The sequence below is a fragment of the Streptosporangium brasiliense genome (assembly GCF_030811595.1).
GTDB lineage: Bacteria > Actinomycetota > Actinomycetes > Streptosporangiales > Streptosporangiaceae > Streptosporangium > Streptosporangium brasiliense.
The window spans coordinates 7,738,530-7,765,254 of record NZ_JAUSRB010000002.1; the positions used below are offsets into that span (position 1 = coordinate 7,738,530).

Consider the following 26,725-nt stretch of genomic DNA (forward strand, 5'->3'; position numbering starts at 1 on the left):
TCAATGCTCTTTGTTGACCCGTCGGGTGACGACTCCGGCCCGGGCACCCCGGAGCGGCCGTTCGCCACACTGGAGCGGGCCCGCGCGGCGGCGGCGCCGGGCACCGTGGTCACCCTCAGGGCCGGCACCTACCGCCTCACCGAGCCGTTCCGGCTGGCCGCCGCCGACTCCGGCGTCGTCTACCAGGCCCACGGCTACGGCACCGCCGCCCAGGAGGAGGTCGTGATCAGTGGCGGCCGGAGGATCACCGGCTGGCGCGAGGGCGCCGGCGGCGTCCGCCTGGCCGAGGTCCCCGGCCTGGCCACCCGCCAGCTCTACGTCTCCGGACGCCGCGCCGTACGGGCCGCCGTCCCCCTGGAGCACGGCCTGACCAGGACCGAGACCGGTTACGTCACCGACGACCCCGCGCCCGGCTCCTGGCAGGGCGAGGTGGAGTTCGTCTACCGGGGCGCCTACCCCTGGTCCGAGGCCCGCTGCCAGGTGGCGCGGATCTCCGGGGACGGGCGCTCGACCACCGTCACCATGGCGCAGCCCGCCTTCGGCTGGGCGGCGCGGCTCTACCGGTCGGTCATCACCTGGGACGGCCCGGGCGCCGGGGAGTTCAACGGCGTCGACGCCCCGACCTTCGCCGAGAACAGCCCCGCGTTCCTGACCGAGGGCACCTTCGCGCTGAGCGGCGGCGTCCTGCACTACCTGCCGCTCCCCGGCGAGGACCTCGACGACGTGGTGGCGCCGGTGCTGGAGACGCTGCTGCACGCCCGGGACGTGCACGACGTCGCCTTCCGCGGCATCACCTTCGCCGAGGCGACCTGGCTGCGGCCCAGCACACCGGAGGGGTTCCTGCACTACCACGGCAACGGCTACCACGACGGCGGCCCGCTGCGGACGGTCACCTTCGCCGAGGGCCAGGGGCAGGTCACGATCCCCGGCGACAGTGCGGCCATGCCCGGCAACGTGATCTTCGAGAACGCCTCGCGGGTCACGCTGGAGGGATGCCGGTTCACCCGGCTGGGCGCGGTCGCGCTGGAGTTCCGCGGCGACGGCACGGGCAACGTGCTGCGCGACAGCGTGGTCGACGAGGTGTCCGGCGGAGGCGTGGTGATCGGCGCGGGGGCGCGCCGCCACCGGGTCGAGAACAACCACATCCACCACGTCGGCCGTGACTACCACGGCTCACCGGCCGTCCTGCTGAGCGGCACCCGCGACACCGTCGTGGCGCACAACCAGGTCAACAACGTGCCGCACGCGGGCATCGTGGTCTACGAGGGGCGCGGCGCCCAGGTGCTGAACAACCTGGTGCACGACACGATGCAGGTGCTGGCCGACGGCGGCGGCATCTACCTGTCCGGCAGCCAGGGCACCTCGCACGCCAGTGGCGCGCTGGTCCGCGGCAACGTCGTCCGCGACACGATCACCCCCTACAACTTCGGCCTCTACACCGACTACGGCGCCGCCTGGGTCACGGTCCAGGGCAACCTCGTCCACCGGGCCGACGCCCCGGTGGTGCTGAACGTCTCGCCGCCGCTGGAGCAGGTGGCGTTCCTCGGCAACTTCTGGGACGCCGATCCCGGCGATCCCCCCGCGGGCGTGACGCTGGCCGGCAACACGACGCTGCCGGACGGGGCGCTCGGCGACGATCCGGCGGTCGCCGACATCGTGGCCGGTGCGGGGCGGAGCGAGCCCCTCCGTTCCGTCACTCCGTAACGGCCCGGCCGGCGCGCGTCCGGGACGCGCGCCGGCATGCCTCCGGGACGCGGAGGCGGCGGGTGGTGCGGGCCCGCGGAGGCGGCGGGCGGAGACGCGGGCGATGACGGCCCGCGGAGCGTCATCCAGGTCGGATCACCACTGGACGCGACAAGGGTGGATATCGCTACTCTTACCAGAAGTTTTGTCTGTGGCGACCATTCTGGAGAAGCCCATGCCTCTTGCCGGAGCCTCGGAACAGGCGGATGTCGCGCTTGCCCGTCGTCAATCGCTGGCCGACCTGCTCCGCCGGTCCGCCCGGCGCCACCCCGACCGGCTCGCCGTGTCGGACGGCGTGAGCAGCCGGACCTACGCCCAGCTCGACGAGGACGCCGGCCGGATCGCCAACGCGCTTGCCGAAAGGGGTGTGGGCGCCGGCGACCGGGTGGCGGTGCTGTCGCGCAACAGCGTCGAGTACGTCCAGACGATCTTCGCCGTCGCCCGGGCGGGTGCCGTGCTGGTGCCGATCAACTTCATGCTCCGGAGTGAGGAGGTCGGATACGTCGTCCGTCATTCCTCGGCTGTCGCCCTGCTCGTGCAGGACGCGCTCCTGCCGGTCGCCGGAGCGGCGATCGAGGGGACAGAGGGTCCGCGGACCCGGATCGTGTACGGCGCGGCGGCGGAGGGGTGGGAGCCGTTCTCGGCGCTGCTGGAGCACGCCGACTCCCGCGAGCCCGCGGTGCCCATCGCGCCGGACGCGCCGGCCCAGATCCTCTACACCTCGGGCACCGAGTCACGCCCCAAGGGCGCGGTCCTGTCCCACGCCGCGTTGATCGCCCAGTACGGCAGCTGCATCATCGACGGCGGCATGGACCGCGATGACGTGGAGCTGCACTCGATGCCGCTGTTCCACTGCGCGCAGCAGCACTGCTTCCTGGTGCCCGACATACAGCTCGGAGCCTCCAGCGTCATCCTGCCCGGCCCCGACCCGGCCGCGGTGCTCGCCGCCATCGAAAGCCACCGGGTGACCAAGTTCTTCGCGCCGCCGACGGTGTGGATCGGCCTGCTGCGCCATCCGGACTTCGACAAGCGCGACCTCTCCTCCCTGCGCAAGGGCTACTACGGAGCGGCGATCATGCCCGTGGAGGTGCTCCGAGAGATCGGCGAGCGGCTGCCCGGCGTGCGCCTGTGGAACTTCTACGGCCAGACGGAGATGGCGCCCGTCGCCGTCATGCTCCAGCCCGAGGACCAGATCCGCAAGGCCGGATCCGCCGGTCAGGCCGCCCTGAACGTGGAGACCCGCGTCGTGGACGCGGAGGGCCGGGACGTGCCCGCCGGTGAGATCGGGGAGATCGTCCATCGGAGCCCGCACGCCATCCTCGAATACCTCGACGACCCCGGCAAGACCGCCGAAGCGTTCCGCGGCGGCTGGTTCCACTCCGGCGACCTGGGGACGATGGACGAGGAGGGTTACCTCACGGTCGTCGACCGGATCAAGGACATGATCAAGACCGGTGGGGAGAACGTCGCCAGCCGCGAGGTCGAGGAGACGCTCTACCTGCACCCCGCCGTCGCCGAGGTGGCGGTCGTCGGAGTCAGCCATCCGAGCTGGATCGAGGCGGTCGTCGCGATCGTGGTGACCAGGGCCGGTGCGGCCCTCACCGAGGAGGAGTTGCGGGCGCACGCCCGTGAACGGCTGGCGCCGTTCAAGGTTCCCAAGGCGTTCGCGTTCGTCGACGCGCTCCCGAAGAACCCCAGCGGCAAGATCCTCAAGCGCGAGCTCCGGGAGCTGCACGGCGGGCTCGCGGACCGGATCGCCGACGCGGGCGCCGGACGCTGAGCGGCCGTCGCTTGAGCTTCCGGAGCCTTCTCGGGGATCACGCCACGGCGTGGGAGGAGACCGTGGCGGAGCGGGCGGACCGACGTCGGCCGAGCCGCGGCGGCCTGCCGCCGCGCCGGTCACGTGCTGACGCCCGCCCCTGTCCGACGGGCGGTCCGCCACGCGGCGGGCTCACGCGGCCCTCCACGGGATGCGGGCCCTGAGCCGGTATCCGCCGCCGGTTCCGCGGGTGGCGTCCAGGGTTCCGCCGTAGAGGGCGAGCCGCTCGCGCAGGCCGATCAGCCCGCGGCCGTCGCCGCTCCGTGACCGGGCGGTCTGCGTGCCTCCGGTGTCGGTGACCTCGATCTCCAGGAAGTCGCCGTCGTGGCCGATCGCGACGGACGCCGCCGCGCCGACGGCGTGCTTCATCGTGTTGGTCAGGGCCTCCTGCACGACGCGGTAGACCGCCAGGTCGACCCCGGGAGGAAGGGGGCCGCGCGGCGGCGAGACCTTGACGTCCACAGCCACCCCGGCGGCGCGGACCCGCTCGATGAGGCCGTCGAGCTGGTCGAGACCGGGCTGCGGTTCGAGTCCGTCGCCCGAGCCGTCGGAGCGCCCGCTCTCCGGGCCGGCGAGCAGGCCCATGACGTTGCGCAGTTCGGCCATGGCCGCCCGGCCACTGGCCTCGATCGCGATCAGGGCCTCCTTGGACTGCTCCGGCCGCATGTCCATCACCTTGCGCGCGGCACCGGCCTGGATCACCATCACGCTGACGTTGTGGGTCACCACGTCGTGGAGTTCGCTCGCGATCCGGGAACGCTCGGCCTGGACCGCCTTGCGCATGGCGTCCTCCTGGGCCTGCTGCAGTTCGGCGAGCCGGCTCCGGCTGTGCCGCCAGAACCGGACAAAGCTCGCTAAAGCTCCGGCGCTGAGCAGGATCACGTAGGGCCCCAGCCAACTGGGGAGGCTGGGGACGATGTCTCGGTCCACCGCACCGGCCAGCACGGCGGCGAGCAGGATGCCCGCCACCGCGGGCACCCGGTTGCGGCTGTGGGCGATGGCGCTGTAGGCGGCGATCGCACAGGTCAGCACGGTGATCCACGTCTCTCCCCCGTTCGTGGCCAGCGTCGCGGACAGCACCACCCAGAAGGTGGTGAGGGGGTAGCGGCGCCGGGCCGCCAGCGGTGACGCGGTGAGCACCACCAGGAGCAGAGGCGGGCCGTACCCGTCGGGGCCGGCCTCCGCGGGCGGAGCGGGCCGGACCGGCTCGGGCGACCGCGTGCCGACGCTCCCGCCCGGGGGCGGCAGGGCCGGCAAGGGCGGCGGCAGGGGAAGTGCGGGAGGTGAGGCCCGGAGGCCGGACGGGAGCTGCAGCAGCTCGAACACCGGGTGCGGCCCCTCGCCGACGTGACGGTCAGGGCTCTGGAAGCCCGTCGCCGCGAAAACCGCGGCGACGGTCAGGACGGCCGCGAGCAGCGCGTCGGCGACGAGTGCTCCGCGGGACGGCCGGGCGGTCCGCGCCTCCGGTCGCAGCATGCCGAGCGTGTACCGCCGCCGGAGCCGTCGTTCATCTGCTGTCACCGGCAACATTGTCGCGTCCGCGTGATCGGCCGCGCATCGTCCTGAGTGACCGGGGCGGTGCCCGTCGGGAGTACATCGCAGGGATGACATCGGGGCGGGTCGTTCCCGGGAAGTATCCGATGTCGGCGCGGCGGCCGATGCGCGTGAAGATCGGCTGCGCCTAGCTTCGTTCCCGCCACCGGGCCGCCGCGGGGCTTCCCCGTCGAGGCAGCCCTCCCGACCGGAAGAACGGATATCCCATGCGTCGTGTGACAGAGCCGGAAGGCGCGGCCAGGCGGTACGACGGAGGCGTACCGACGCTCCCCGCCGGAGAAGGCGAGGCCGCCGCCGTGACGGGGCCCTCCGGCCGCGGAGAGCCGAGGCGGCGGAATCCGGTCCTGCGTGGCGGCGTGGTCGCCGTCGCCGGACTGCTCGCCTTCGCGGGGTCGGCGTCCCTCGCGCCCGCGCCCGCCTCCTCTGCGTCCGGATCCCCCTCCACCGCCTCCGCGGCGCCCGGATCCGCGCCCGCGCCGGCCTCCGCCGCCTCCTCGGCCGCGCCGAGCCGCACGCCGTTCCTGCCCGAGCCGACCGGCTCCCATCCGGTCGGCACCACGTCCCTGTACCTGAAGGACACCTCCCGCCCCGATCCATGGGTCCCCACCGTGAAGGCCCGGGAGCTCATGGTCTCCCTGTGGTATCCGGCGGAGTCACCGGGCCGTCGGCGGGCGCAGTACATGACGCCGAAGGAGTCGGAGCTCCTTCTCAAGGAGGGCAAGATAACCGGTGTACCGCTTGAGGTGCTCAGCAGGACGCGCACCAACGCCTTCACCGACGTGAAACCGGCGGGGCGCAAGCGCGGTCTGCCCCTCGTGGTGCTCTCCCCCGGTTTCACCAAGCCCCGCAGCACGCTGACCGCGCTCGCCGAGGATCTGGCGAGCAGGGGCTACGTGGTGGCCGGGATCGATCACACCTACGAGAACGTGGCCACGACCTTCCCCGACGGACGGGTCACCACCTGCGTCCCCTGCGAGGGCGACCACGACCCGTCGCTCTTCACGAAGCTGTCGAAGGGCCGGGCGGCCGACGTCTCCTTCGTGATCGACCAACTGACCGGGCCGCGCCCCAGGTGGAAGGGCGCTTCACTGATCGACCCGTCCCGGATCGCGATGGCAGGCCACTCCGCGGGCGGCGCGAGCACCATCGCCGCGATGGTCAAGGACTCCCGGCTCCGCGCCGGGATCGACATCGACGGCACCACGCCCACCGGGATCCTCGACAGCAGGCTGTCGAGGCCGTTCATGTTCCTGGGCAAGCCCGCCACCTACACCCCGGGAGCCGGCGGCCCGGCCGACACCTGGGAGCGCGACTGGAAGCTCCTGACCGGATGGAAGCGCTGGCTGCTGCTGACCGGCGCGGCACACGAGTCCTTCACCGACATCATGCCGCTGGCCGACCAGCTCGGCATCGACAGCGGCGCCGAGCTGTCCGGGGTCCGTTCCTTGGAGATCACCCGAAGGTACGTCCGCGCCTTCTTCGACCTGCACCTGCTGAAGCGGGCGCAGCCCCTGCTGGACAAGCCGTCGGCACGCTACCCCGAGGTCAAGCTCTGCGCTCCGGAGACGAAGACCTGCGAGTAGCGCAGGGTGCAGCTCTTCCGCAGCGACTTGTCGATCTGCCTTTCTCGTCGTGATCGCTGGATCGCGGGACCGGCTTTTACCCGTGGGTGCCGGCATGTGAGGCGCCGGTAGCTGTGTTGACGGCCCTCGTTCCTGCGGGGACCGGCGGGTGGTGGTCAGCCGCTGCAGGACCAGGCTCAGAGGCATACAGCGCTCGATCGCCGCTGGTGTCAACCGCGTGTCGGCGGCGTCTCGGTCGCCAACTGGGCGATTCCGTCTCGAACGTCAGTGCCACTACGTTCACCGCGTGTCATATCCCGGCGGCTCGCGACTCATCGAGTGCTTCGGAAGCTCTGGGCCCAGCGGCGAAGTTCGGAGGCGGCCTCGTCGCGGGTGAGGGAGCCACGTTCCAGGTGAACCTCCTGGAGATGCCGGATCGCCGCCCCCACCATTGGGGAGGGCGGAATGTCGAGCATCTGCATCACCGTTCTGCCGTCGAGTACGACGGGGACATCGTCACGCCTGGTGTACCTGTCACGTTCGGCGGCGGCGCGGGCATCGGCCTCTTCCTCAGCACGGCACGCGGCCTCCCACACGTCGTAGTCGGCGGCGTCCAGGGCATGTAGGCCCGCCCAGCGCCACCCCTCCATGTCGCGTTCCTGCCCAAAGCCGACCGTGTCGAAGAGGTCCGACGCACCCGCTCCGACCACTCCGAGGCGCGCGAGCACGGCGTTGATCGGCCAGTCCTCGTGTGGCAGTCCGGCCCGGATCGATGCGTACTCGGGACCCCAGCCCTGACAGCCGTTCTCCCACAGGGCAGCGGCCTGGCTGCCGTCACCACCCCAGAAGTCCGCTTCCACGTAAGCGATATGGCCGCCGCGTGACCAGTTCTTCAGTCTCTCGGCGAACCCCGGGGACATGAGCATGAACGGCCCGCTCTCCCGTCGCGCGTCGGTCAGCTCGTTGAAAATCTCGTCAGTCACCGGTAGCAGCCCCAGGCATTGCCGGAGGGGCGCCACCACAGCCCGTGGCAGATCGTCCGACAGGGAGCGGAGATGGTCAAAATCACCGACAACACCGTGGAGCACATAGGACATGCCCGCACCCTAGATCGGGCAGCGGCCCACAATCACCACATTTCATGGGCCGGACGTCGCGGTGTCGACCACCTCCAACGGCTGGGCAACTCGCATTGAGTCACTGCGTTTCAAGCTGTGAGGGTGTGCTTCTCCTGGTGGCGGGTTTGGTGAACGCGGTGTTGTTCGCGGTCGAGGTGATAGGTCCAGTACGCGTCCAGGTCGCCGTTGGAGATCACGGCGTGTAGCTTCAAAGCGGCGTGCAGGCAGCGTGCCCCGCGCCAGCAGTACTCCAGGACGTGGATCAGGTCGCAGACGATATTGATGGTCACGCTGCGGCCGGCGGCCCGGCCGACACCTGGGAGCGCGACTGGAAGCTCCTGACCGGATGGAAGCGCTGGCTGCTGCTGACCGGCGCAGCACACGAGTCCTTCACCGACATCATGCCGCTGGCCGACCAGCTCGGCATCGACACCGGCGCCGAGCTGTCCGGGGTCCGTTCCTTGGAGATCACCCGAAGGTACGTCCGCGCCTTCTTCGACCTGCACCTGCTGAAGCGGGCGCAGCCCCTGCTGGACAGACCGTCAGCACGCTACCCCGAGGTCAAGCTCTGCGCTCCGGAGACGAAGACCTGCGAGTAGGGCATCGCCCGGTGCGGCCCGTCCCCGCCGCACCGGGTCCTCTCCCCCGGTGGACCATGCCCGTCTGACGGCAGTTCTCCGGTCGCAGGTCCCGCCCTCGACAGCCGATCCGGCTCGAAGACAGGTCCTGAGATTGTCGTTCAGGTGCCAATCTTTGTGTCCGCGATGTTCGGGACATTCTGGGTGATGGCTGTGTATCCGGTCGGGTTGTGCGGCGGGGCAATCATAGCCGGCGTCGAGGACGATAAAGATGTCGCGATCACAGACCGCAACAATCCACTGTGCGGGAAAACATCACAATCACTGCTGAACGCGACAATCGCGAAGAATGGAACTTGAACGACAAGCTAGAGGAATACTGCGAACGTCGGGGGCAGCCGTGCGCCCCCGCCCGCCGTCTGGCCATGAGGGTTGCCGGTTCCTGAATGTCAGGCCAGTCCATCATCAAGGCACGGTCATCCGGCTCACCGCCGTAAAGGCACCGGCCCCCGCCGCACAACCTGACTGGCTACACACAGCCACCATCCAGAATGTCCCGAACACCGCGAACACAGAGATCAGAACCTAAGCGACAGATTACGACGTCGCCCGTCATACGGGCGGTGCCCCCTCGGCCGCCCGTATGACGGGCCCGCCTCCCCTGCCGCCCTTCAGCCGGCCGGAGAGGCGGGGTGCTCCATCCACCACTCGGTGAACTCGCGGCAGCGGCCCTCGGGGTCGAGGCGGATCACCCACAGGTTGCTGTAGGCGCGGTCCGGGTAGGCGGTGGTCCCCTGGATGATCGCCACCTCGTCGGTGACGGTCACCGGACGCCAGTCGAACGTGGTCTCGCCAGGCTCGTCCCTGGCCTCCAGCCAGCGCTCGACGATCTGCCCGCGGCCGCGCCAGGGCGGCTGGAACGGTGCGGTGCAGTACGTGGCGTCCTCGGTGAACAGGGCGCCGATGTGAGCCGGATCGTTGGAGTTCCATGCCTGGACGTAGCCGTCGATCCACGTGGTGACACGGCTGAGATCTGTCATGGAGCCGTTCTACTTCACCGGCCGGCGGGCCGGGGCCCGCGACCCGTCCGGTGGGAGGTGTTTGGGAACTCCTGGTCAACGGACTGCCCTCCGCCCACGCGGCGGCTCCGGGCCGGGCGTGTCCGGAATCTGCAAGACGCCCCACCGGCCCCGTCGAGAAGATGGGTGACAGACGGGCGGGGATCGGATCACCACCGGCGGCGACCGTCCATGACGCCCGCCGGCGTCCGGCGACGGCCGGAACCCGCGGGCCCGCACCTCCACGACCGGGACAGGATGAACACATGAACGGGCCAGGACACGAACGCATGAACATCGATCTCTCCGCGGCCGCCTCATTCATGGCCGGCCACGCGCGCGTCCTGGACCGCCGCCGCTTCCACCTGCTGATGGGCGACGGCGACCCCGCCCCGGCGCTGACCGCGCTGGACGGCTACCGCAATCCCGACGGCGGCTACGGCTGGGGGCTGGAGCCCGACCTGCGCTCCCCCGAGAGCCAGCCGGGGACCGCGCTGCACGCCTTCGAGGTGTTCGAGGACATCGCCCCGGCCACCGCCCCGCAGGCCGCCGCCCTGTGCGACTGGCTGGAGTCGGTCTCCCTGCCCGACGGCGGCCTGCCGTTCGCGCTGCCCCTCACCACCGGCGCCGGCACCGCCCCCTGGTGGAGCAGCGCCGACCCCACGGTCTCCTCGTTGCAGATCAGCGCCGTGACCGCGGCCGCCGCCCGCCGCGTCGCCGCCCACGATCCGGCCGTCGCCGCCCATCCCTGGCTCGACCGGGTCACCCGCTACTGCCTGGCCGCCATCGAGGCGATCGACCGGACGCCCCACGCGTACGTGCTGGCCTTCGCGGTGCGCTTCCTCGACAGCGTGTACGACGTCCACCCCGAGGCGGCCGGCCTGCTGAGCCGTCTCGGCGGGCACATCCCCGCCGACGGGCGGCTGCACGTCGAGGGCGGCACCGAGGAGGAGACGCTGCACCCGCTCGACTTCGCGCCGTTCCCCGGCCGCCCGGCGCGGGCGCTGTTCGCCCCGGAGGTGATCTCCGCCGACCTGGACCGCCTGGCGGGCCTGCAACAGGACGACGGTGGATGGACGGCCGACTACGCCGAGATCTCACCGGGCGGCGCCCTCGACTGGCGCGGCCACACCACCGTGCGCGCCATCGACATCCTGCGCCGCAACGCCAGAGGCTGACGGCCGCCCATCGTGCAACGCGTGACCGGCATGTCGATCGGCGCCGCTCAGGAGGATCCCGGCGACCGCCGGCCCGTGGTCGACGTCACCGTCCGTCCCGGGAGCGGCCGGCGTCAGGCCGGCCGCTCCCGGCCTACGTCAGCCGGATCACCGCGTCCCACGGACGGTACGGCGACTCACCTGAGCGGCCGGGCGCCCTCCCGGTGGCCAAAGGCTGTCTCGTAACGCCGACGCCACCATGTGGCCTTCGAGAAGGTTGAGTGCGGAGATCAGCGGTGGGCGGTGGCTCAGTATCTGTGGCCGGGCCAGTGCGGGTCCTCCCAGCGGGCGGGGCCGTCGAGGCCGAGCAGCCGTATCCGGTGGAGCAGTTCCGCGGGGGCGTTCCGAGTGTGGAGCCGGGCAGGGGCATGACGGATCAGCCAGGCCGTCAACTCGGTACGCGTCTCTTCCTGGTCGTCCCAGTTCCGCGCCTCCCAAGGGAGTTGATCTCCCAGCAGGTCGTACTCCCAGTGCGCCGCCGCTCCGACCAGGTGCTGGTCAGCCACGGTGTGCGTCTGCGTTTCCCAGGCGTGCAGCCATGGGCTGAGCGTGGCGGAGGCTTCGGCACACAGGGCGAGGACCTCGTGCGCGGGCACGGCGGGATCCGGGTCGGTGAGAGTGTGGGCCCACCAGGCGTGCAGGAATTCCCGTACCGCCGCGGCCTGCTCGGCAGGCCACTGCTGCCAGTGACCGCGAGCGAGTGAATGTCCGACCTTCTCCATGCCGGAGAAAGGCTCGACGAGGCCGTGGACGAGGGCCCTGGAGAACTGCGGCAGAATGCGGCGCAGCACGGATGCATGGTCATCCCAGTCGACGGCCTCCCAGGTGCGACGCAGCAGGTCGGGGTCCAGCTCCACATCCGGCACCTTCAGCTGCACGAGCTCTTCCGCGCTGCCCCAGTGGCACTCGCAGTTGTCCTCGTCGGGACGGGCGGTCATGCCGCGGAAGGTGATGGCCACGCGGTTCAGCGCGGCGTCGAGACGGATCCGGGTGGGCGTCTGGTCGAAGCTCATCATGGGCGTTCGCCTTCAAGGACTCCGGGAGCTCGCGCCAGCCGAAGATCGCTACTTTACCGGACCCGTGGGTGCGCATGAAGGTGTTCGGTCCTGGACCTCCATGGCGGGCGGTGCTCCCCTCAGCGAGCGCCCTGTCCATGCGGTCGCGGACGGGAACCCGGTGCCGTCGACGATGACGACCTCGCCTGCCTACGGGTGGCGGCGGGTGCGGTCACCGGGACCGGGCCGGACGCGGCCCGGTGAACACCTCGATGAGCTCACGACGCTCCGCCGACAGCACCTGCACACCAGGTCGACGCCAGTCCGCCCGCCGAGTTACGGGACAGCTCTTATGTGCGGTGAGAGCACCAGGACGGCACGGCCGGAGGCCAACCCGGCCAGGCGCAGCCGGACTCCGTTGATCCGGCCCTGATCGCCGGTGGCCAGCGACAGCTCTCCTACGCTCCGGCAGCGGCCGTCGGTGCAGTCGTCCTCGACACTGACGCTCTCCCCCTCGATGTGGAGGTCGCCCGAGGAGCCTCTGAGACCCAGCCGGATCTCCTCTCCGCCGAGGGATCTGACGGTGATCTCATCCACGCCGAATCCGGCATCGATCCTCAGCCGGTCACCCGGCCGGACCTCCACTTCGCAGTCGGCGTCCTGACAGGCCGCCAGGTCGGTCCCGTCGGAGGCCCGCGGCGACGCCGGCGAGTCCCGGACCGTCCCGGGTGCGAGCGCCGCACTGCCCGGCGCCGCGGCGGTCCACGGTGCCGGCGCCCCGCCCGGGTCGCAGCCGGCGAGCAACACGGCCACCACGACGGCGGCGGACCGGACCCGCCCGGCACCGGCGGGCACGGGCGATCTGGTCCGCATGGCATCCCCCCGAAGGCTCACAGGACGAGACCCGCCATCGCAGGCGATCCACCGGACCGCCCGGCGGCGGGTCCCTCGCCTGTCGCGCAACCTCTCCGCCCGGATGCGTCTGCCCGTCGGAGGGGTTCTTCCCCCGTGGCCGACGGCCGAACCCGAGGTCAGGGCGCTGATCTCCACCGCGCGCCGGGCGGCGGCGAGGAGCACCGCCCGTGCCGTGCGGTAGCCCCCGCCGGCGAACGGCTCACGCGTGCTCGACGGCCCGCTCGTCGGCGACGGAGGGGACGACCTCGGGGACGGGAGCCGGGCGGAGCAGGATGAGCGCCGCGCAGGCCAGAGCCGTCAGGGCGATCAGGGCGTACATGATGCGGTAGTCGACGATTCCGGCCAGCGCCGCTCCGGCGGCGATGGAGACCGACTGGGCCACGGTGGAGAGCATGCCGATGGCCGCGCCCACGCGCCCCTGGAGCCGGGCGGGGACGTACAGGTGCTGCGCGGTGCCGAGGGCGATGTCGAACAGGGGGATGGCCAGGCCGTAGATCGCCGCCCCGGCGAGGAAGAGCACGGGCGAGGGCACCAGGAAGGTCCCGGCGCCCAGGGCGAAGACCGCGTAGCCGACGCTCGACCCGCGCGCCTCGCCGAGGCGCCGGACCAGCGTCCCGGCCAGCAGACCGCCGACGACGGAGCCCGCGCCCTGGACCGTGGTGAGGACGCCGAAGAAGGCGGCGGGCTGCCCCAGGCCCCGGTCGATGGCGATGAACACGGCCGTGTCCATCAGGCCCACGGTCGCCATGAAGATCGTCGAGGCGAGGGCCAGCCTGACCAGGAGCGGCACCCGCCACAGGTAGCGGAATCCGGCGGTGACGGCCGGGAGGAAGAGCTGGCCGGCGGGCTCCGGCTCGGATTCGACGATCTTGAGCGAGGCCAGGACGAGGATCGCGACCACGAACGTCACGGCGTCGACGACCGCGAGCGTCCCGCCGCCGAAGGCCAGGTAGATGCCGGCTCCGGCGACGGGCGAGGCGATCCGCACGCCCTGCCGTACCGTGATCAGGGCCGCACGGGCGCTCACCGCCGCCGCGGAGGGCAGGATGTCCTTCAGCAGCGCGCCGTGCGCGGGGACGGAGAAGGTGACCCCGTAGGCGAGGGCGACGGCGTAGAGGATCCAGATCTGGTCGGCGGAGCGGACCAGGGTCAGGGCCAGGACGACGAGCGCCATCGTGCCGTACATCGCGACGAGCAGCGGCCTGCGGCGGACACGGTCCACGACGTGGCCGTAGAGCGGGGAGATCAGCCCGGGCAGGGCGAGGAAGAGGAAGACCAGTCCGGCGGCGGCGTCGGAGCCGGTGAGGTCCTTGGCCCAGATGCCCAGGGAGAGGTACAGCGCGCTGTCCCCGAAACTGGAGACGGCCTCGCCGACCAGGAGCCGGCGGAAGAGGGGGTTGCGCAGGGCGGTCACGGTCGACCTTTCGCGGGCGGGGGAAAGCGGGGGGAAGGGGAGGACGGCGGAGTGAGTCCGGGACCGGTCGCCCCGGACGGCGGAGTGCCGGGGGCGGCCTGGGCGACACCGGTCCGCGATCACCGGGCGTGGGGCGGCCCGGGGTGGCGCTCCGGAGCGGTCAGTCGGGGACGGGCGGGGAGTCCGGGAGCGGCGTCCCGGAGAGCAGGATCCGGACGTATCTGGCGTCCTGCGGGACGGCGGCGCGGCCGGTCGCCCGCTCGATGTAGGGGGCCAGCACCGCGGCGAGCTGCTCGCCCAGTCCGTCGAGCTCCTGCGCGGTCATCGGCGCGGTGACGCCGTTGAGGAAGGCGGCCGCGCGCCACTCCTCGGGAGTGTGCGGGCGGGCTTGGGTCCAGTCGAGGAGCCGGGTGGCCTCGCGCTCGACGAAGACCCGCTCCAGCTCGGCGGCCGCGACGCCGCCCGTGCTCGACGACCAGCTCTGTTCCATGTCGGCGACCCGCCAGGGCCGCTCCCGCTGGTCCTCGCTCTCGGCCTCGACGACGTAGCCGTACTTGGCGAGCTGGCGCAGGTGGAAGGAGCAGGAGGCCTGGGTCGTGCCCAGGCGCCGGGCGCAGACCGCCGCCGTGGCGGGGCCGATCCGGCCCAGCAGGTCCATCAGGTCCAGCCGGAGGGGGTGGGCCAGCGCACGCATGGCGCGCGGGTCGGTGATCTTCATATATCAAAGATATCTTTGACATATGTCAAGCGTCAAACAACTCTTTGGCTTTTGGTGAGGCCGGAGCCGACCGCCCCGGGGGGGCCGTCGGCGCGGGGCGGCCGGGACGGGCTCCAACACCCCGGGACGCAGCCGGTCCCCGGCCCGGGAACGCCCGGCCGAGAATTATGGAATAGATGATTCCGTTCTGCTATGATGAAGACATGACGGACCGCGCCGGAGGGTGGCGGTTCCGACCGGACCGAGAGACGGGGAAGCGATGAGCGACAACACCGTGACCGAGTGGGCCGTGCTGAACGACGCGCATGAGGCACTGCGCACGGCCGTCCGCGGCGTGGCCGCCGAAGACTGGGACCTCCCCACCCCCTGCGCGGGGTGGACCGTGACCCAGGTGCTCCAGCACGCCGCGGGCGACCAGATCGGCTTCGCCTCCTTCATCACGGGAGGTCCGGGGCCGTCCGAGAACCCGTTCGCGCCCTCCGGCAAGCTGGACGGCTCCCCCCTGGACATGGCGGAGGAGGCGATGAAGGCCGCCGCCGACGCCTGGGCGACCGTCGGCGAGGACGTCCAGGAGGTCTCGGTCCCGGTGCCGCCCGGCAAGCTGCCCGCCCCGCTCGGGGCCGGCGCCTGCGCCCTCGACGCCGCGGTCCACGCCTGGGACATCGCCGTCGCCACCGGCCGGCCCTCACCGCTCACCCCGGAGCTCGCTCGGGAGCTGATGCCCGTCGCCACCGCCATCGTCGAGCCGCTCAGGGCGTTCGGCGCCTACGCGCCGGCACTTGGAGCCGAGGACGGGGACGACGAGGTCGCCGCGCTGCTGCGCTACCTCGGCCGCCGCCCCGACTGGACCGCCTGACCGGCGATCCGCCTCATCCCCCGGCGGCCGTCCGGAGGGGACCGCGGGTCCGACCCGGATCCGCTCCGGCTCCGGCTCCGGGCGAGGGGTACGGCCCCGGCCGGCACATGGGGCGTATGGGCGGGACGCCCGCGCGGGGATCCGTTCCGCCGTGGTGGATCAGTGGTAGTAGCCCTCGATCGGGACGCGCGCCTCGTCGAGCAGCGCGGGGCCCTCCTGGGGCACGTGCGGCCAGCCGCCGCCCGGCTTGAGGGCGGCGAGCTGCTCGTTGGAGAGCGCGAACACGACACGGCCGAGGCCGGACCGTTCGATGGCGCCCGCGCACATGCCGCAGGGCTGGCAGCTGGTGTACATGGTGGTGGCGGCCGCGGTGCCGGGGTCGAGTTCCCGGGCCGCCCATCTGGCCAGCTTCAGCTCGGGGTGGGCGGAGATGTCGGCGTCGCTGAGAACCGTGTTGTGGTCCTCGGCGAGCACCGTGCCGTCCGGTCCCACCAGCAGCGATCCGAACGGCGCGTCCCCGGCGGCCCGTGACCTGGCGGCGAGCTCGATGGCCCTGCGGAGAAAGCGTTCGTCGTCGTGTGTCACGGCTGCTCCGTCTGTGTGTGATGGGTGCCCAGGTCCCAGTGGGCGGCCAGGGTCGCGAGCGCCTGCCACGCCACCTGCGGGCGGCAGGTCTCGTACGGGTCGCCGTTGAACGGGTCGAGCACGACGGTGTCGGCTCCGAGGAGGCGTAGCTGTTCGAGGTCGTCGAGGACCTGGTCGACCGTGCCCTCACCGGCGAGCCGTCCGGGGTCGGTGATCGGTGAGTCGGTGAACCGCAGGGCGATGCGGGGGACCAGGGCGGGCACCGGCCGCCGCTGCTCATCCGCGGCGGCCTTCATCCGCGCCGGCGCCTCGCGCAGCCAGGCGAGGGTGGACCGGAGCGGATGCCACGGCTCACCGAGGCGTACCGCCCGGCGCAGGCCGGCGTCGCTGTTGCCGCCGATCCAGATCGGTATCCGCCCGCTGCGGTAGTCCCCGTCGTCGTCCCAGGCGGCACGTATCGCCCGGAGGTGGTCGTCGGTCAGCTTCCCGCGCTGCTGGAACGGGACCCCGAGCGCGTCGAACTCCTGCCGCGCCCAGCCGACGCCCACGCCGAGGACCAGCCGCCCCCCGCTGAGCTGGTTGAGATTGGCCGCCATGCGGGCGACGAGCAGCGGATGCCGGTACGGCACGATGAGCACCGTGGTCCCGAGCCGGATCCGGTCGGTGATGCCGGCCAGCCAGGCGAGAGTGGTGAAGGGTTCGTAGAACGGCCCCGGATACTGCTCGGCGACATCGGGTGTCACCACGACGTGGTCCGAGACCATCAGCAGGTCGAAGCCGAGACCCTCCACCGTCTGCGCCCAGCGCCGTAGCACGCCGGGATCGGTGCCAGGCCCGAAATTCGGGACGTTAACTCCTATTTGCACGATTTCAGGCTATCCAGCGATCATCCCCGGCCGGAAGAGAGTTTTCCCGGCTCATCGACTGATCGGCCGTGGATCTGCCGGTATCTTTGCCAGATGGCCGAGAATCTTGACGCGACCGACTGGTCCATCCTGGTCGAACTCCAGCGAGACGGCCGCATCCCGCTCACCGAGCTGGGACGGCGGGTGAACCTCAGCGCCTCCGCGACGACCGAGCGGGTCAAGCGGCTGGAGGCGACGGGTGTCATCACCGGCTACCAGGCCACCGTCGACCTGGCGAAGGCCGGTTTCGCGGTGCTCGCCGTGGTGCGCCTCAAATATCCCGGCAGCCGGCACCAGCCCCTGCACCAGCTCCTGGGCGAGCGCTTCGAGATCCTGGAATGCCTGCGGACCACCGGCGACGACTGCTACACGCTCAAGGTGGCCGCGGCGTCCATGGCCCACCTCGAACAGCTCGTCAACGAACTGGCCCAGTTCGGCAGCACCACCACCAACATCGTCTACAGCCAGACCCTGCCCTACCGCGGCCCCCAGGGGCCCTGACCGGGGCCGGGGCCGGGGCCGGGGCCGGATATGACGGCCACCGATCCGACCTGGCCCTCGGACGGCCCGGGGCCGCCGATCCGACCTGGCTCTCGGACGGCCCGGGGCCGCCGACCCACCGGTTTTCCGCAGGTCAGCGAAATCCAGTCAAAATTTCCCTGAGCTACCGGGAAGCCGCCCGCCAGGCGGGCAGGCTTGTCACCAGCCCCGAAAGGGTGAGAAGGGGCAGATCGGCGGCTTGCGCCTGAACACCGTGGTGGTTCCGGCGAGCCGACGCCTGTGCGGAGGACGCCGTCTCCCATTCCGCCTCCGCGCTCCCATCCGGGGCGGGGCGCAGCAGAAGAGGAAAGCCACCATGAAATCCGTCGAGCCGGCCACGCCGTACGTCCTGTCGGTGTTCCGCATCGTCGTCGCGCTGCTCTTCGCCTGCCACGGCGCGGCCAAGATCTTCGGCGCGTTCGGCGCCGAGGCGGTCAGCGTCGGCTCCTGGCCGCACTGGTACGGGGGCGTCATCGAGCTCTTCGGCGGCATCCTGCTCATTCTCGGCCTCGGTACGCGGATCACGGCGCTGATCTGCTCGGGTGAGATGGCCTACGCGTACTTCGTCGTCCACCAGCCGAAGGCCCTGTGGCCGCTGGAGAACGACGGCGAGCTGGCCGCCGTCTACTCCTGGGCGTTCCTGCTGATCGCGGTGACCGGTCCCGGAGCGTGGGCGCTCGACACATGGCTGGGCCGTACCCGCGGGCAGGCGTCCGCCACACCGGTCGGGGCGGCCTGACCAGGCGGCAGCCGCCTCGCCGGGCGCCACCCGCGGCCGGATCGGCGGCCGCCCGCGGCTCCCCGCATCCGCGGCGGTACGGCCCGGCATGGCGTGGAGGCGTTCCGGCGAGCCGTTCCTCTTGATATTCTCGGCCTCCAGACCGAGAGGCGCTGCGACGGGCTCAGGCCCGCCACGCTCGGTCTGGACTGTTCCCCAAGGGCGCCTCCGGCAGCGGAGGTGCTCAGGTGAGGTCGTCTTCAAACCACAGTGACGGACACGGGCGTGACACCGTCCGGCACGCACCCGGCGTCGGGGCGGGCCCAGCGCGGCAGACGAGCCCGACGGCGGGGGCCGGCAGCCGGACGCAGGCCCTGAAGGAGCTTCTGGACCGGCGGGTCGCGGTGCTCGACGGAGCCTGGGGCACGATGCTGCAGGGCGCCGCGCTCACCCCGGCCGACTACCGCGGACAGCTGCTGCCGGACCATCCGTGTGACGTGACCGGCGACCCGGACCTGCTGAACCTGACCCGCCCGGATGTCATCCTCGACATTCACCGGCAGTACCTGGCTGCGGGTGCCGACATCACCACGACGAACACGTTCACCGCGACGAGCATCGGCCAGTCGGACTACCTGCTGCAGCCGCTGGTGCGGGAGATGAACCTGCGGGGAGCCCAGCTGGCGCGCCAGGCCGCCGACGAGGCGGGCGGCCGTTTCGTCGCCGGTTCGATCGGCCCGCTGAACGTCACGCTCTCGCTGTCCCCGCGCGTGGAGGACCCCGCGTTCCGCGCGGTGTCGTTCGAAGAGGTCTACGCCGCCTACGCCGAGCAGATCCAGGCGCTGGCCGACGGCGGGGTCGACCTGCTGCTGATCGAGACGATCTTCGACACGCTCAACGCGAAGGCCGCGCTCGCGGCCGCCCGCGACGTCGCGCCGGACCTGCCGCTGTGGATCTCGGTGACGATCGTCGACCTGAGCGGGCGCACGCTGTCGGGGCAGACCGTCGAGGCGTTCTGGAACTCGATCGAGCACGCCGATCCGCTGGTGGTCGGCGTGAACTGCTCGCTGGGCGCCGAGGAGATGCGTCCCCACGTCGCCGAGCTGTCTCGGCTCGCCGGCGTCTACACGGCCTGCCATCCCAACGCCGGTCTGCCCAACGCGTTCGGCGGCTACGACCAGACGCCGCAGGAGACCGCGGGGATGCTCGGTGAGTTCGCCGCGTCGGGAATGGTCAACATCGTCGGCGGCTGCTGCGGGACCACGCCCGCGCACATCACGCAGATCGCCTCCGCCGTGTCCGCCCTCCCGCCGCGCCCGGTCCCGGCGCCGCCGGCGCGCACCCGCTTCAGCGGTCTGGAGCCCTTCGAGATCGGCGCGGACACCGGGTTCGTCATGATCGGCGAGCGCACCAACGTCACGGGCTCGGCGCGCTTCCGGCGCCTGATCGAGGCGGACGACCACCAGGCCGCCGTCGACGTCGCGCTGGAGCAGGTGCGCGGCGGGGCCAACCTGCTCGACGTCAACATGGACGCCGACCTGCTCGACAGCGAGCGGGCCATGACCACGTTCCTGAACCTGATCGCGACCGAGCCCGAGGTGGCCCGCATCCCAGTCATGATCGACAGCTCGCGGTGGAGCGTGCTGGAGGCCGGGCTCAAGTGCGTGCAGGGCAAGGGCGTCGTCAACTCGATCAGCCTCAAGGAGGGCGAGGGCCCGTTCCTGGAGCAGGCCCGGCGCATCCGGGACTACGGCGCCGGCGTGGTCGTCATGGCCTTCGACGAGCAGGGGCAGGCCGACACCGTCGAGCGCAAGGTGTCGATCTGCGCCCGCGCCTACGACCTGCTCACGCAGCAGGCCGGCTTCCCGGCCGAGGACATCGTGTTCGACCCCAACGTGCTCGCGGTCGCCACCGGCATCGCCGAGCACAACGGCTACGCGAAGGCGTTCATCGACGCGCTGCCGCTCATCAAGCAGCGGTGCCCGGGGGCACGGACCAGCGGCGGCATCTCCAACCTGTCGTTCTCCTTCCGCGGCAACGACGTCGTGCGCGAGGCGATGCACTCGGCCTTCCTGCTGCACGCCGTGCGCGCCGGGCTGGACATGGGCATCGTCAACGCGGGGCAGCTCGCGGTCTACGAGGACATCCCCGCGGACCTGCTCGAACTCGTCGAGGATGTGATCTTCGACCGGCGGGCCGACGCCACCGACCGGCTCGTCGCGTTCGCCGAGACGGTGAGCGGGGCCGGCACCCGCCGGAGCGTGGACCTGTCCTGGCGCGACACTCCGGTGGAGGAGCGGCTGGCGTACGCGCTCGTGCACGGCATCGTCGACTTCATCGAGGCCGACACCGAGGAGGCCCGGCAGCGGGCGGCCCGCCCCCTCGACGTGATCGAGGGACCGCTCATGGACGGCATGAAGACCGTGGGCGACCTGTTCGGCTCCGGGAAGATGTTCCTGCCGCAGGTGGTCAAGAGCGCGCGGGTGATGAAGCGCTCGGTCGCCTACCTCGAGCCCTACATGGAGGCCGAGAAGGAGCAGGCGCGGCTGGCCGGACGCGCCGACACCGGTCGCGGCAGCGGGAAGGTGGTGCTCGCGACCGTCAAGGGCGACGTGCACGACATCGGCAAGAACATCGTGGGCGTCGTCCTCGGCTGCAACAACTACGAGGTCATCGACCTCGGTGTCATGGTCCCCGCCGCCCGCGTTCTCGACACCGCGGTCACCGAAGGCGCCGACGCCATCGGGCTCTCCGGGCTGATCACCCCGTCGCTGGACGAGATGGTCGCCGTCGCCGCGGAGATGCAGCGCCGCGGGCTGAAGCTGCCCCTGCTGATCGGCGGCGCCACGACGTCACGCCAGCACACCGCGGTCCGTATCGCCCCCGCCTACGACGGCAGCACGGTTCACGTGCTCGACGCCTCCCGCGTCGTCGGCGTGGTCGCGGATCTGCTGGACCCCCAGCGCGCCGAGGAACTTGCCGTCGCCAACCGCGCCGAGCAGGAGCGCCTGCGCGAGCAGCACGCCACCAAGGAGCGCCGTCCCCTGCTGACCCTGGCGCAGGCCCGCGCGAACCGGGAGCGGGTCCCGTTCGACGACCTGCCCGTCCCTCCCTTCACCGGTGTCCGCACCGTCCAGCCGGACCTGACCACCCTCCGCGGGATGATCGACTGGCAGTTCCTCTTCCTCGCCTGGCAGCTGAAGGGGAAGTATCCGGCGATCCTCGACCAGCCGGTGGCCCGTGAGCTCTACGACGACGCGAACACCCTGCTCGACCAGATCATCGCGGACGGCTCGTTCCACGCCCGGGGCGCCTACGGCTTCTGGCCGGCCCGGTCCGAGGGCGACGACATCCTGATCGAGGCCGGGTCACCGGGAGCGGGTGAGCGCGGCGGCCTCCGTCTGCCGATGTTGCGCCAGCAGACGGCCAAGCCCGAGGGACGGCCCAACCGGTGCCTGGCCGACTACGTGGCCCCGGCCGGGGACCACCTCGGCGGGTTCGCCGTGGCCGTCCACGGAGCCGGAGCCCTGGCCGCCGACTTCGAGGCCCGCCACGACGACTACCGCGCGATCATGGTGAAGGCCCTCGCCGACCGGCTCGCCGAGGCGTTCGCCGAGCACATCCATCTCCAGGCGCGGCGTGACTGGTACGAGCCGGACGCCGATCCCTCACTGGCGGATCTGCACGCTGAGCGCTTCCGCGGCATCCGTCCCGCGCTCGGCTATCCGGCGTGCCCGGACCACAGTCAGAAGCAGGTCCTGTTCGACCTGCTCGACGCGGGGCAGCTCGGCATGACCCTGACCGAGTCCTTCGCGATGGCCCCTGCCGCCAGCGTCAGCGGGCTGCTGTTCGCCCACCCGTCGTCGCGATACTTCACCGTGGGGCGCGTCGGCAAGGACCAGACCGAGGACTACGCCCTCCGGCGGGGGCTCGACCTTTCCGTGGTCGAACGCTGGCTGCGCCCGAATCTCGCCTACGACCCCCAGTGACCCGGGCGGCCGGCGCCGTCCGCGGGGCCGGCCACGTCCGGGGCACGCCCGCGGAGATCTTCGATCGTGGAGGGAACCGGGCGCGGTCGTGGTGAGCCGGGCGGAGGAGGCTCTGGAGGGGGTCCGCGGTCGTCGTCACGCGGGTCTGTGCGGTGGAGGCGTCCCCGTCGGCGTGCGTCCGGTCGAGGCTGTCCGCGGCGGCTGTCGTGAGCTCCTGTGCCGCGGTCCGGGCGGGAGGGTCATCACCCGCACTCCGCCGATCGGTGAATTAACGCGGTGTTTCCGATGCGGCCTGCCGTCTGTACGGCCCGGCCGGCGTTTTTATGTGCCCTTTTTCCGTTCTCTGAATTGTTTTACCGGAGTGGTTCACAGCCTGCCGGCGGAGTCCCAGGTGGTGCCGTCGGTGCTGTCCCAGGTGGTGCCGTCGGTGCTGTCCCAGGTGGTGCCGTCCGTGGAGTCCCAGGTGGTGCCCGCCACGACCGCCGACGCCGAGTCCCACGTGGTGCCCGCCGCGCCCGTGACGGAGTAGCCACCGATGACGGCGGTGCAGGCGATGATCCCGGTGACGATCGCGGTCGACAGCTTGGCGGCGAAAGTGTTCTTGACCGGGTAGGCGGCGGAGTTCTGCATTTCTTTTCTCGTTTCTTGAGTGGTTGTTCTGTCCTCGCACAACCAACTCTGCGCTCCGGCGGACCCGTGAACCAGGTGAAACGGAGTCAGCAAGTTCCCCGCCGGTGGCAGCTTCCTGCCAACCCAGCTCGCGGCGGCCTCACTGACGGCACTGCCGATCCTCGTGGTGTTCGTCATCGCCCAGCGCCAGTTCATCGAGGGCCTGGCGCACACGGGGCTGAAGGGATGAGGCCCGCCGCAGCCATCGACATCGGCGGCACCTAGATCGCCGGCGCCCTGGCGTCCTACCAGCGCCTACTTCGGCGAGGACGACATCGAGCGCCTCCAGGACGACCACAGCCGCGATTATCGAGCTCACCGTCACGCTGGACCGAGCCGTGAACCACCTCGATCCTCGACCCGGGTCCGCCTCCGCCGGTCAGCCCGCCGTCGCGGACTGCTCGCCGAGGCGGTGCAGCGCGTCGCGGGCGGCGGCGGACCAGTGCGGCGCCCGGGCTCTGTCGGCGACCGCCTGTGCCTGCCGGTAGTGCTCGGCGGCTTGGCGGTGTCGCCCGAGGGCGGTGGACAGGTGGCCGAGGTGGTGTGCCGTGGGGCCGAGGCTGAGCAGGCCGCTGCCGGCTCCGGCGAGCTCCCCGGCCGCGGGGAGCAGCCGGGTGTAGAGGCGTTCCATGCTCGGCCGGTCTCCGGCCTGGATCGCGATCATGGCGTGTAGGCAGGTCCGTGCCTCGAAGAGCAGGTCGCGCGGGGAGTCCGGGATGGCGCGCGCGGCGGTGAGCGCCTGGTCGCGGTCGCCCTGGGCGAGCAGGACCAGCGGGCGGGCCCAGCTCTCGTACGGACCCCAGTCGGCGTCCGTCACGCCGACCGGCCCCGTGTCGGAGGCGTCGAGACAGAGCAGTGCGAGCGGGAGGATCCCTTCCTCCACGCCGGGCATTCCGGTGCCCGTGAGCCGGGCGGCGGCGGCGCGGTAGGCGGTCCGCGCCTCATCGTGCCTGCCGGTCACCGCGAGCCGGAGCGCGGCGTACCAGCCGGTGAACACGCCGACGAGGGGCAGTCCGTAGCGTTCGGCGAGGAGGTCGGCCGCGGCGGCGTGCCGGTCGGCCGCCTCGAGGTCGGCGAGCGCGGCGCGGGACTGGAGGAGGATCAGGTGTCCGAGCACTTCGAAGGTCACCAGGCCGCCGTGCCGGGTGGCCAGGTCGAGCAGTTCCTCGCCGATCCGGGCCCGGTGCGGGGCGAGCCCGGCCCGGTGGAAGGTCTGCATGTAACGGCCGTTGAGCGCGTAGGCCAGCAGGGTGGGGTCGGGCCGGCCGCGGGCTATGCTCTCGGCCTCCCGGGCCGCCTGGTCACCCCGTCGCCCGGCGTCGGCGCGCCGTTCCATCGCGATGGTGACGAGGAGGCGGGCGCGCTCGGCCTCGTGGCCGGAGGGCAGGGTGGCCAGCGCGTGTTCGGCGGCCGTGACGAGACGGGCGGACAGGGCCTCGTCGTCGTTGGCCGTCCAGATCGCGGGCACGTCGAAGGAGCCGATCACACCGGCGGTCAGCACCGGGTCGCCGAGGGCCTCGGCCGCGGTGATCGCCTCCGCCCGGTGGCGCCGCGCCCGCCGCAGGTCGCCGGTCACCGCCAGGGCCCGGACCATGCCCATGACCGCCTCAAGACGGGCGCGGGCGTCGCCGTCGCCCGAGCGGTCCAGGGCCGCGACCGTCTCCCGCCACAGGCGTGCCGCCTCGTGCGGGGCGGACCGGTGCTCTGCGCGCTCGGCCGCGGCGCGCGTGTAATGCGCGGTACGGGCCGCGGTGGCCCGGCTCCCCGCCCGCAGGTAGTGGTGGGCGATCGCCTCCACGTCGCCGGGCCGTGCCCCTTCGATGATCTCGGCGGCCGCGGCGTGCCACCGGGCCCGGCGGGCGCGCGCGATGTCGTCGTAGAGCGTCTCGTGCACCAGGGCGTGGGCGAACCGCAGGCGGTCGGCGTCCTGCTCGACCAGGAAGCCCGCGAGGAGGGCGGACTCGACGGAGTCCAGGACCAGGTCCTCGTCCCCGGCGAGCGGGATCAGCACGTCGAGGTCGACCTCCTGGCCGACGACCGCGGCCTGGCGCAGATGTCTCCGCGCCGTCTCGGTGAGCCTGGCCACCCGGTGGCGGATGACGTCGCGTACGCCTGCCGGCACGGCGTGCAGGGCCGCCTCGCCCTCACTCTCCCAGAACCGGGTGAGCTCCCGGACGAAGAACGGGTTGCCCGCGCTCCGCGCGTGGATCACGCGTGCGTCGCGCGGGGCCGTCTCGCGGCCGGTGACGGCCTGGACCATCTCCCGTACCTGCGGCTCGGTCAGGCCGCCCAGGTAGATCCGGGCCGGTTCGGCGCGGGCGACACGGCCCAGCGCCTCGGCCAGGCCGGCGGAGATCTCGGTCGAACGGTAGGTGCCGACGATCAGCACGGGCCCGGCGTCGAGGTCGGTGGCCAGCGCGCCCAGCAGGGCGAGGGTCTCCTCGTCCGCCCAGTGCAGGTCGTCGAAGACCAGCAGGACCGGGCTCTTCGCGGCGACCGCGGCCAGGTGGGAGCCGATCGCGCGGTGCCGACGGAACCGTGCCGCGACGGGATCGTCCCCCGGGGCCTCGTCGCCGGCGGTGCCGGTGGGCGCGGGCCCGTGTCCGGCCGCGGCGAGGCTCTCGCGCAGCTGTGTCCACGGCCACGCCGCGGGCGCGCCCGGGAGTTCGGGGCTGCTGCCCCACGCGGTGGTCCAGCCGGCGGCCTCCAGGCGTGTGGTCAGGATCCTGGCCAGCGCGGTCTTGCCCGCGCCGGCGGCTCCGGACAGCAGCGCGAGCCGCGGCCGGCCCGCCGTCGCCGTGGCCGTGGCGGCTTCCTCCAGCCCGGCCAGCTCCCCGGTGCGGCCGACGAACGGGTGCTCGACCGCCCGGGACCGGCCGGCCGGCGCCGGTGCCGGACCCCGCGGCTGTACAGCGGGGCGGGCGGTGAGGTGCGGGGCCTGGGCGAGGATGTCCGCCTCCAGCTGCCGCAGGCTCTGGCCGGGGTCCACGCCGAGCTCGGTGCGCAGGACCTCGCGGGCCCGGCGGAGCGTGGCCAGCGCGTCGCCCTGCCGGTCTGTCCGATAGAGCGCCAGCGCCAGCAGCCGCCAGCCGTCCTCGCGCAGCGGATGAGCCGCGACATGGGCCTCCAGGTCGGGCACCGACTCGGCTGCCCGCCCCAAGGCCAGCGCCGCTTCGGCACGGCGTCCCACGGCCAGCAGCCGCAGCTCGTGCAGCCGGGCGGCCTCACCACGCGCCCAGTCCTGCTCGGCGAACTCCGCGTACGCCGGCCCCCGCCACAGCCCGAGCGCATCGTCCAGCAGGACGCGGGCCGGCTCGGCCTCGCCCCCGGCCAGCAGCCGGGCGGACTCGGCGACCATGGCCTCGAAGCGCCAGGCGTCCACCGCCTCGGGCTCGGCGCGCAGCGCGTAGCCGGGTGACGCCGTGACCAGCAGCCGGGAGGGCGTGCGGGGCGGGCGGTCCGGTTCGAGAGCCTTCCGCAGCGCGCCGACGAAGGTCTGGACGGCGCCGAGGGCACCCTCCTGCGGGTCGTCCCAGAGGTCGCCGATCAGCCACGTGGCCGGCACGACCCGGCCCCCGGCGACCAGCAGCCGGGCCAGGACGGCCCGGTGCCGCAGGCCCCTGAGGTTGACCGGGCCGTGCTCGTTCTCGGCCTCCAGCGGGCCCAGCACACCAAAACGCACCATCGGCACCAACCTATCCGCCCACGTGGCCCTCCCCGCCGCCCCGCTGAGCCGCCGCTGACCGCGTGCTGATCGGCGGACGGCAGGTTG

The 26,725-nt window shown here is 72.1% G+C and carries 21 protein-coding genes and 1 riboswitch; of the genes, 10 read left to right on the forward strand and 11 right to left on the reverse strand.

The window, feature by feature from the left end:
- Positions 1-3: 3 nt before the first annotated feature.
- Both J2S55_RS44500 and J2S55_RS44505 read left to right on the forward strand, forming a co-directional pair.
- Positions 4-1,704, forward strand: a complete 1,701-nt coding sequence (locus J2S55_RS44500) for a right-handed parallel beta-helix repeat-containing protein (protein WP_306873991.1) — start codon at positions 4-6, stop codon at positions 1,702-1,704.
- Positions 1,705-1,918: 214 nt separating this feature from the next.
- Positions 1,919-3,523 carry a fatty acyl-CoA synthetase gene (locus J2S55_RS44505; RefSeq protein ID WP_306873993.1) on the forward strand — a complete coding sequence of 535 codons (1,605 nt, stop codon included), beginning with the start codon at positions 1,919-1,921 and terminating at the stop codon, positions 3,521-3,523.
- A 171-nt stretch (positions 3,524-3,694) separates the two neighbouring features.
- Here the strand turns inward: J2S55_RS44505 and J2S55_RS44510 are convergent, their stop codons facing one another.
- A complete protein-coding gene (locus J2S55_RS44510; protein ID WP_306873995.1) occupies positions 3,695-5,083 on the reverse strand; it encodes a sensor histidine kinase in 1,389 nt (462 codons plus the stop codon).
- Positions 5,084-5,322: 239 nt separating this feature from the next.
- Between J2S55_RS44510 and J2S55_RS44515 the strand changes: the two genes are divergently transcribed.
- A complete protein-coding gene (locus J2S55_RS44515; RefSeq protein ID WP_306873997.1) occupies positions 5,323-6,699 on the forward strand; it encodes an alpha/beta hydrolase family protein in 1,377 nt (458 codons plus the stop codon).
- Positions 6,700-7,010: 311 nt separating this feature from the next.
- On the opposite strand, the gene J2S55_RS44520 is transcribed toward J2S55_RS44515, so the two are convergent.
- Positions 7,011-7,775, reverse strand: a complete 765-nt coding sequence (locus J2S55_RS44520; RefSeq protein ID WP_306873999.1) for a hypothetical protein — start codon at positions 7,773-7,775, stop codon at positions 7,011-7,013.
- Positions 7,776-8,053: 278 nt separating this feature from the next.
- On the opposite strand from J2S55_RS44520, the gene J2S55_RS44525 reads away from it, so the two are divergent.
- Positions 8,054-8,395: a hypothetical protein gene (locus tag J2S55_RS44525; RefSeq protein ID WP_306874001.1), complete on the forward strand. Its 342-nt coding sequence runs from the start codon at positions 8,054-8,056 to the stop codon at positions 8,393-8,395.
- A 144-nt stretch (positions 8,396-8,539) separates the two neighbouring features.
- Positions 8,540-8,734, forward strand: a complete 195-nt coding sequence (locus J2S55_RS44530; protein WP_306874003.1) for a hypothetical protein — start codon at positions 8,540-8,542, stop codon at positions 8,732-8,734.
- A gap of 311 nt (positions 8,735-9,045) precedes the next feature.
- On the opposite strand, the gene J2S55_RS44535 is transcribed toward J2S55_RS44530, so the two are convergent.
- Complete coding sequence (locus J2S55_RS44535) at positions 9,046-9,414, reverse strand: nuclear transport factor 2 family protein (RefSeq protein ID WP_306874006.1); 369 nt, start codon at positions 9,412-9,414, stop codon at positions 9,046-9,048.
- Between the two features lie 308 nt (positions 9,415-9,722).
- On the opposite strand from J2S55_RS44535, the gene J2S55_RS44540 reads away from it, so the two are divergent.
- Entirely contained in the window at positions 9,723-10,610 is an 888-nt protein-coding gene (locus J2S55_RS44540; RefSeq protein WP_306874008.1) for a hypothetical protein, read from the forward strand.
- 287 nt (positions 10,611-10,897) lie between these two features.
- Here J2S55_RS44540 and J2S55_RS44545 read toward each other — a convergent pair whose 3' ends face one another.
- From J2S55_RS44545 to J2S55_RS44560, 4 genes are all read right to left on the reverse strand, one after another.
- A complete protein-coding gene (locus tag J2S55_RS44545; RefSeq protein WP_306874009.1) occupies positions 10,898-11,665 on the reverse strand; it encodes a hypothetical protein in 768 nt (255 codons plus the stop codon).
- A gap of 315 nt (positions 11,666-11,980) precedes the next feature.
- Complete coding sequence (locus tag J2S55_RS44550; protein ID WP_306874011.1) at positions 11,981-12,517, reverse strand: hypothetical protein; 537 nt, start codon at positions 12,515-12,517, stop codon at positions 11,981-11,983.
- 241 nt (positions 12,518-12,758) lie between these two features.
- Positions 12,759-13,973: an MFS transporter gene (locus J2S55_RS44555; protein ID WP_306874012.1), complete on the reverse strand. Its 1,215-nt coding sequence runs from the start codon at positions 13,971-13,973 to the stop codon at positions 12,759-12,761.
- A gap of 160 nt (positions 13,974-14,133) precedes the next feature.
- The gene (locus J2S55_RS44560) at positions 14,134-14,691 is read right to left on the reverse strand and encodes a winged helix-turn-helix domain-containing protein (RefSeq protein ID WP_306874014.1); all 558 of its coding nucleotides are present in this window, start codon (positions 14,689-14,691) and stop codon (positions 14,134-14,136) included.
- A gap of 259 nt (positions 14,692-14,950) precedes the next feature.
- Here J2S55_RS44560 and J2S55_RS44565 point away from each other — a divergent pair, with 259 nt between their 5' ends.
- Positions 14,951-15,547 carry a TIGR03086 family metal-binding protein gene (locus J2S55_RS44565; protein WP_306874017.1) on the forward strand — a complete coding sequence of 199 codons (597 nt, stop codon included), beginning with the start codon at positions 14,951-14,953 and terminating at the stop codon, positions 15,545-15,547.
- A 159-nt stretch (positions 15,548-15,706) separates the two neighbouring features.
- On the opposite strand, the gene J2S55_RS44570 is transcribed toward J2S55_RS44565, so the two are convergent.
- The gene (locus J2S55_RS44570) at positions 15,707-16,132 is read right to left on the reverse strand and encodes a nucleoside deaminase (protein ID WP_306874018.1); all 426 of its coding nucleotides are present in this window, start codon (positions 16,130-16,132) and stop codon (positions 15,707-15,709) included.
- Positions 16,129-16,998, reverse strand: coding sequence for an LLM class flavin-dependent oxidoreductase (locus J2S55_RS44575; protein WP_306874020.1), 870 nt, complete (start codon positions 16,996-16,998; stop codon positions 16,129-16,131). The genes J2S55_RS44570 and J2S55_RS44575 overlap by 4 nt, the downstream gene beginning before the upstream one ends.
- A 93-nt stretch (positions 16,999-17,091) precedes the next feature.
- On the opposite strand from J2S55_RS44575, the gene J2S55_RS44580 reads away from it, so the two are divergent.
- The 3 genes from J2S55_RS44580 to metH all read left to right on the forward strand — a co-directional run bounded on the left by J2S55_RS44580 (position 17,092) and on the right by metH (position 22,284).
- A complete protein-coding gene (locus tag J2S55_RS44580) occupies positions 17,092-17,538 on the forward strand; it encodes an Lrp/AsnC family transcriptional regulator (protein ID WP_306874022.1) in 447 nt (148 codons plus the stop codon).
- A gap of 355 nt (positions 17,539-17,893) precedes the next feature.
- A complete protein-coding gene (locus tag J2S55_RS44585; RefSeq protein ID WP_306874024.1) occupies positions 17,894-18,316 on the forward strand; it encodes a DoxX family protein in 423 nt (140 codons plus the stop codon).
- A 138-nt stretch (positions 18,317-18,454) separates the two neighbouring features.
- Positions 18,455-18,529: riboswitch (S-adenosyl-L-homocysteine riboswitch) on the forward strand.
- A 14-nt stretch (positions 18,530-18,543) separates the two neighbouring features.
- Positions 18,544-22,284 carry a methionine synthase gene (gene metH / locus J2S55_RS44590; RefSeq protein WP_306874025.1) on the forward strand — a complete coding sequence of 1,247 codons (3,741 nt, stop codon included), beginning with the start codon at positions 18,544-18,546 and terminating at the stop codon, positions 22,282-22,284.
- Positions 22,285-22,650: 366 nt separating this feature from the next.
- Here metH and J2S55_RS44595 read toward each other — a convergent pair whose 3' ends face one another.
- Together J2S55_RS44595 and J2S55_RS44600 are read right to left on the reverse strand one after the other, a co-directional pair.
- Positions 22,651-22,914 (reverse strand): hypothetical protein, encoded by a 264-nt coding sequence (locus tag J2S55_RS44595; RefSeq protein WP_306874027.1) that lies wholly within the window; start codon positions 22,912-22,914, stop codon positions 22,651-22,653.
- A gap of 418 nt (positions 22,915-23,332) precedes the next feature.
- Entirely contained in the window at positions 23,333-26,638 is a 3,306-nt protein-coding gene (locus J2S55_RS44600) for an ATP-binding protein (RefSeq protein ID WP_306874029.1), read from the reverse strand.
- Positions 26,639-26,725: the final 87 nt, after the last annotated feature.